5 protein-coding genes and 1 tRNA gene are annotated in these 6129 nt (G+C 34.0%); 2 read left to right on the top strand and 4 right to left on the bottom strand.

The features are described from left to right. The 4 genes from IKZ35_04675 to IKZ35_04660 all read right to left on the bottom strand — a co-directional run. Positions 1-588: bifunctional folylpolyglutamate synthase/dihydrofolate synthase (locus IKZ35_04675; protein MBR4893254.1), on the bottom strand; the 588-nt coding region annotated here is incomplete at its 3' end. Beyond that, entirely contained in the window at positions 588-3200 is a 2613-nt protein-coding gene (locus tag IKZ35_04670; protein ID MBR4893253.1) for a valine--tRNA ligase, read from the bottom strand. The genes IKZ35_04670 and IKZ35_04675, both read right to left, overlap by 1 nt. Positions 3201-3219: 19 nt before the next feature. Further along, positions 3220-3402, bottom strand: coding sequence for a hypothetical protein (locus tag IKZ35_04665; protein MBR4893252.1), 183 nt, complete (start codon positions 3400-3402; stop codon positions 3220-3222). Between the two features lie 153 nt (positions 3403-3555). Beyond that, positions 3556-3631: transfer RNA gene (locus IKZ35_04660), tRNA-Val, on the bottom strand. Positions 3632-3811: 180 nt separating this feature from the next. On the opposite strand from IKZ35_04660, the gene IKZ35_04655 reads away from it, so the two are divergent. Beyond that, positions 3812-5068, top strand: coding sequence for a UDP-N-acetylglucosamine 1-carboxyvinyltransferase (locus IKZ35_04655; protein MBR4893251.1), 1257 nt, complete (start codon positions 3812-3814; stop codon positions 5066-5068). Continuing rightward, positions 5068-5859 (top strand): MBL fold metallo-hydrolase, encoded by a 792-nt coding sequence (locus IKZ35_04650; GenBank protein MBR4893250.1) that lies wholly within the window; start codon positions 5068-5070, stop codon positions 5857-5859. The genes IKZ35_04655 and IKZ35_04650 overlap by 1 nt, the downstream gene beginning before the upstream one ends. The last annotated feature ends 270 nt before the right edge of the window (positions 5860-6129 follow it).

The following is a 6129-nucleotide window of genomic DNA, read 5'->3' as shown; positions in this document are numbered from 1 at the left end:
TGGATAATAATAAAGAGATGTATTTTCTTTAATAATTCCCGCTTTTTCATATGCTATTTCTTCCACTGTTTTTCCTAAAACCTGTGTATGGTCCAAGTCTATTGTTGTTATAACCGAAATAAGAGGGTTAACTATATTTGTACTGTCATTTCTGCCCCCCATACCTGCTTCTAAAACAACATAATCACACTTGTTTTTTGAAAACCATTCCATAGCAATAAGGGTTATTATATCAAACTGCTTTACTTCATATGGTAAAGTATTAGTTAAGTTAAGAATTTTCATTCCTGTTTCTTCTAAATCTTTATCACAAATTTCAACATTATTTATTTTAATACGCTCGTTAAACTTATGAATAAAAGGAGAAGTAAAAAGACCTACCCTATACCCTGCCTGAATTAAAATTTCTGATATATAGTTTGATACAGAGCCTTTACCGTTAGTACCTGCTATATGAATAAACTTAAGGTTTTTATGAGGGTTATTTATTTTTTCTAAAATTTCCTGCATTACTAAAAGGTTTGGAGTTTTTCCAAACCTTTTAATTTTAAATAATTCAGTTAAAAATAAACTTTCTGACTTTTCCATTATTTTAACTTCTCTTCAATTTGTTTAAGCATTTCTTCAAACTTAACTTTCTTTGCTTTTTCTTCGTCAATAAGTTTCTGAGGTGCCTTGCTTAAGAAACCTTCATTTGAAAGTTTAGAGTCAACTCTCTTAATTTCACTTAAAATATGGTCTCTTTCCTTGTTAAGTCTTTCTTTTTCTTTTTCAAGGTCAACAAGTTCGCCTAAAGGCATAAGTATCTGTGCACCTTCAACAACTAATGACACTGCATTTTCAACAGTTAAGTTTTTATCACTTGTTACAACAACATCGGAAGCTCCGCCTAATTTGGAGAAAAATCCTGAACCTTTTACAAATGTATCTTCATCATCGGTTATGATATACATTTTTGCTTTTTTAGACATAGGAACATTCATTTCTGCTCTTAAGTTTCTTAGAGATTTAATTGCACCTATTATCATTTCAATTTTCTTTTCTTCATCAGCAAAACTTAAATCTTCGCTGAATTTAGGCCAATCAGAAATCATAATGCTTTCTTCGTTTGTAGGAAGTGCCATAAAGATTTCTTCTGTGATAAATGGCATAAACGGATGCAAAAGTTTTAATGAACCTGATAATACATAAGAAAGTACATTCTGAGCAACTCTTCCGCTTTCTTCTTTTGCATACAGTCTCATTTTAATCATTTCGATATACCAGTCGCATAGTATATCCCAGATAAAGTCGTAAAGTTTTGATACTGCAACACCAAGTTCAAACTTATCAAGATTATCTGTAACTTCTTTTACTAATGTATTATATTTTGATAACACCCATTTATCTTCAATTTCAAGATTTTTGGGAATTTCTATCTTATCAATGTCAAGATTCATAAGAGCAAATCTTGATGCATTCCATATTTTATTGGCAAAGTTTCTTGATGCTTCAACTTTCTTTGTAGAAAATCTCATATCGTTACCAGGCGAATTACCGGTAGCAAGTGTAAATCTTAGAGCATCTGCACCATATTCGTCAATAATCTTAAGAGGGTCAATTCCGTTACCTAATGATTTACTCATTTTTCTTCCGAATTCATCACGAACTAAACCGTGAATAAATACATACTTAAACGGAACTTCATTCATCTGCTCCATACCTGAGAAAATCATTCTTGCAACCCAGAAGAAAATAATATCATATCCTGTTACAAGCACACTTGTAGGATAGAAATATTCAAGGTCTTCTGTCTTTTCAGGCCATCCAAGAGTTGAGAAAGGCCATAGCGCAGAACTAAACCATGTATCAAGCACATCTTCTTCCTGCTTCATTTTGCCGCCACATTTTGGACATGTATGAACATCCTCTTTGGAAACAACCATTTCACCGCAGTCTTCGCAGTAGAAAGCTGGAATTCTGTGTCCCCACCATAACTGACGGGAAATACACCAGTCGTGAACATTTTCCATCCAGTTAAGATATGTTTTTGAAAATCTGTCAGGAACAAACTGAATTTCTTTATTTTTTACAACTTCTATCGCTCTTTCTGCTAAAGGCGCCATTTTAACAAACCACTGTTTGGATGTAATCGGCTCAACTGTTGTTCCGCAACGATAACACTGACCTACATTGTGTTTATGAGGTTTAACATCAACAAGGTATCCGCCTTCTTTAAGGTCTTCAACTATTGCTTTTCGTGCTTCGTAACGGTCCATTCCCTGATATTTGCCGCCAAGTTCATTGATAGTGGCATCGTCATTCATAACTCTTATCTGCTCAAGATTATGTCTTAACCCTACTTCAAAGTCGTTAGGGTCGTGTGCAGGAGTAATTTTAACGCATCCTGTACCAAATTCTTTATCAACATATTCATCAGCAATAACAGGAATTTCTCTTCCAACTAGCGGAAGAATAAGAGTTTTGCCTACTAAATCTTTATATCTTTCATCTTCAGGATGAACTGCAACTGCAGTATCGCCCAAAAGTGTTTCAGGTCTTGTAGTAGCAATTTCAATAAATCTGTCGCTGTCTTTAACAAAATATTTGATATGCCAGAAAAATCCGTCCTGTTCAGTATATTCTACTTCTGCATCTGAAAGAGCAGTTATACAGTGAGGACACCAGTTGATAATTCTGTTACCACGATATATAAGACCTTTTTCATACAGTTTAACAAAAACTTCCTTAACAGCCTTTGAACATCCTTCGTCCATTGTAAATCTTTCTCTTGTAAAATCACATGAACTGCCAAGTTTTTTAATCTGGTCAAGAATATAACTTCCGTATTTATTTTTCCAGTCCCATACAAGTTTCAAAAATTCGTCTCTTCCCAAATCATGACGGGTAAGACCTTTTTCTTTTCTTAAATTTTCTTCAACCTTTATCTGAGTTGCAATACCTGCATGGTCAGTACCGGGAACCCACAATGTAGGATAACCCTGCATTCTTTTATATCTTATCAAAATGTCCTGTAATGTTTCATCAAGAGCATGTCCCATATGAAGTTGCCCTGTAACATTCGGAGGAGGAATAACAATGGTAAATGGTTCTTTATCTTTATCAATTTTTGGTGTGAAATAACCATTATCAAGCCATTTTTGATATATCTTATCCTCTACTTCATTAGGAGAATAGTTTTTTGCAATATCATTTCTCATAACTTAAAAACTCTCTTTCTTAAAATTTATTAAAAGCAATTATAACTGACACAAGCACAATAATAAAACCTATTATTTTTATTAAAAGATTGTTCTTCTCTGGAGTTTTTAATATAGGCACTAATCTCGAAATAGGTTGAGATAAGTAAGTTAAAAGTGCTCCAATAATTAAAATAACCAATAAAACTATCTTTTCTGTCATATTTAATCACCATCTTTTCGTCAGTAAAATATTTTACCATTTTTTTTATAAAAAATCAATATATAAAGGCGTTTTTTATTTTATAAAGTGATTTCTTCTGTCTGTCAAGACAGATTTAATTGAAAAAAGCACTTCATACGAAGTGCTTTTTTCTGGTGGGCGCAATAGGGATCGAACCTATGACCTCCTGCTTGTAAGGCAGATGCTCTCCCAGCTGAGCTATGCGCCCGAACACATCGTATGATATCACAAATATATTTAAAAGTCAATAAAAAAGTAATATATTGTGTTATAAAAATAAAAAACTACTAAATATATTGCCAAACCAAAGAAAATATGATACAATTCTAAAGACGAATGTGGGCAGATTTTATACTTTAATTATAGATTGTAAAAGGGAGTGTACGGAGTGGAAAAATATATAATCACAGGGGGTAAACCTTTAAATGGCTCTGTTGTTATAAGTGGTGCAAAAAACGCCGCTGTTGCCATTGTTCCTGCTGCTATCTTAGCGGACGAGCCTTGTATTATTGAAAATGTTCCTATGATTCAGGATATAGAACTTCAGATTAAAATTCTTAATCAGTTAGGTGCTAAAATCGAAATTCTTGATAAAAATACTATTAAAATAGATTGTACAAATCTTACTACAACAACCTGTTCTTTTGAACTTACAAGCAAAATGCGTGCATCATACTACTTTATAGGCGCTCTTTTATCAAAATATATGCATGCAGATATTGCGCTTCCTGGTGGTTGCAACCTTGGAGACAGACCAATGGACTTACATATAAAAGGGTTTGAAGCATTAGGCGCAAAAGTTGTTGTTAAAGGTGGAAGAATCAGTGCAGATGCTACTGAACTTGTTGGAAACAATGTCTTCCTTGATACTGTTTCTGTCGGTGCAACAATGAATATTATGCTTGCTGCTGTTAAGGCACAAGGTACTACTACTATTGAAAATGCTGCTAAAGAACCTCATGTTGTTGACCTTGCCAACTTCTTAAACTCTATGGGTGCAAAAATCAAAGGCGCAGGTACTGATATTATTAAAATTAAAGGTGTTGAAAAACTCAGTGGTACAAGATATGCCATTATACCGGACCAGATTGAAGCAGGTACTTATATGGTTATGGCAGCAGCCACAAAAGGCGATGTAACTATTAAAAACATTATTCCTAAACACTTAGAGCCAATCAGTGCAAAACTTGAAGAAATGAATGTTGGTGTTGAAGAATTTGGTGATTCTATAAGAATATACTATAAAGAAAGATTTAATAAATCAACTGTTAAAACTATGCCTTATCCGGGCTTCCCTACCGATATGCAACCAATTATTACAACACTTCTTGCATTATCTGACGGTCTTAGTACAGTTATCGAAACAGTATGGGATTCAAGATATAAGTATGTCAGCGAACTTAAAAAAATGGGTGCAAAAATCAATGTTAACGGTAATATGGCTGTTGTGGAAGGTGTTGATGGTTTCTATGGTGCTCCTGTTCTTGCTACTGATTTAAGAGCAGGTGCTGCAATGCTTATTGCAGGTCTTTCTGCCGAAGGTACTACCGAAATAAGTGAAATATATCATATCGACAGAGGCTATGAAAGAGTAGTAGAAAAAATAGAAGCACTCGGTGGAACAATCAGGAGAGTTTCTATATAATGGTTAGTTTTGTTTCTTTATACTCAGGCAGCAGTAAAAACGCTTCATTATTAAAATATAAGAACACTAATATTCTAGTAGACTGCGGTGGCTCTTTTAAACAGATAAAAGACCAATTATCAAAAGTGGATATGAATATTTCAGATATTGACGCCTTATTTATAACCCACTCTCATTCAGACCATATAAACGCACTGCCGATGATTATAAACAATACCGAAGTTCCCATCTACACATCATATGGCACTCACGAAGAAATTTTTGATAAAGGGATAAATATGCCTAAATACAGAAGAATTATTATCCCTGACAAGCAGGAATTCTCAATAGGAAATATTGATGCCTCTGCTTTTAAAACTCCTCATGATACAAAGTTTTCTATTGGTTTTAATTTTTATTTGGGAAATAAAAGTGCGTCATATGCAACTGATATAGGTTATATGAGTGATGAACTTTTACAGGAATTTAAAGGAAGAGATTTTCTGTTTTTTGAGTCTAATCACGATGTTGAAATGTTAAAAAACAGTAAACGCGCAGAATTTATCAAGCAAAGAATTCTTAGCAATGAGGGCCATCTTTCTAATGAAACATCTGCTCTCTATTCTTCAAAACTTGTTAAAATGGGGTTAAAAAGACTAATGCTTGGGCATTTGAGCGGCGAAGCCAATACTCCCGAACTTGCATATAATGTTACAAAAGAAAAAATGGAATCAGAAGGCATAAAAATAAATAACGACTTGCTACTGTCAGTAGCAACCCGTGATGTCTTAAGTGAAATAATTACTTTTTAATTCTTAATAAAATGTGTATCTGCTCCCCTTTTAATAAGGGGAGTTAATATATGAGAAGAAGTATCGAAGTAGTCATAACGGGGCTGACTCAAAGCCGACTCGAAATCCCCTCGGTTACACTGTAACTGTACCCCTACAAATGGCGGAAGCCTGCGGGTTTAAGCGAGGTTCAAACCTTGTTTTTACACCCTTATCTAGCGGTTTTTCTAGCCATTTCTAACATTTTTCTAACAAAATTTAATAATTTGCTCAGTTTTTTCTCCGTCAAAT

The organism is Clostridia bacterium, assembly GCA_017554615.1.
Taxonomy (GTDB): Bacteria; Bacillota; Clostridia; order UMGS1840; family HGM11507; genus SIG450.
This window is presented reverse-complemented; position numbering and strand designations above follow the sequence as displayed.

What these genes read in the sequence shown, in the direction of transcription:
- IKZ35_04665 (MBR4893252.1), bottom strand. Translation starts at nt 3,402, where the DNA reads ATGACAGAAAAGATAGTTTTATTGGTTATTTTAATTATTGGAGCACTT.
- IKZ35_04650 (MBR4893250.1), top strand. Translation starts at nt 5,068, where the DNA reads ATGGTTAGTTTTGTTTCTTTATACTCAGGCAGCAGTAAAAACGCTTCA.
- IKZ35_04670 (MBR4893253.1), bottom strand. Translation starts at nt 3,200, where the DNA reads ATGAGAAATGATATTGCAAAAAACTATTCTCCTAATGAAGTAGAGGAT.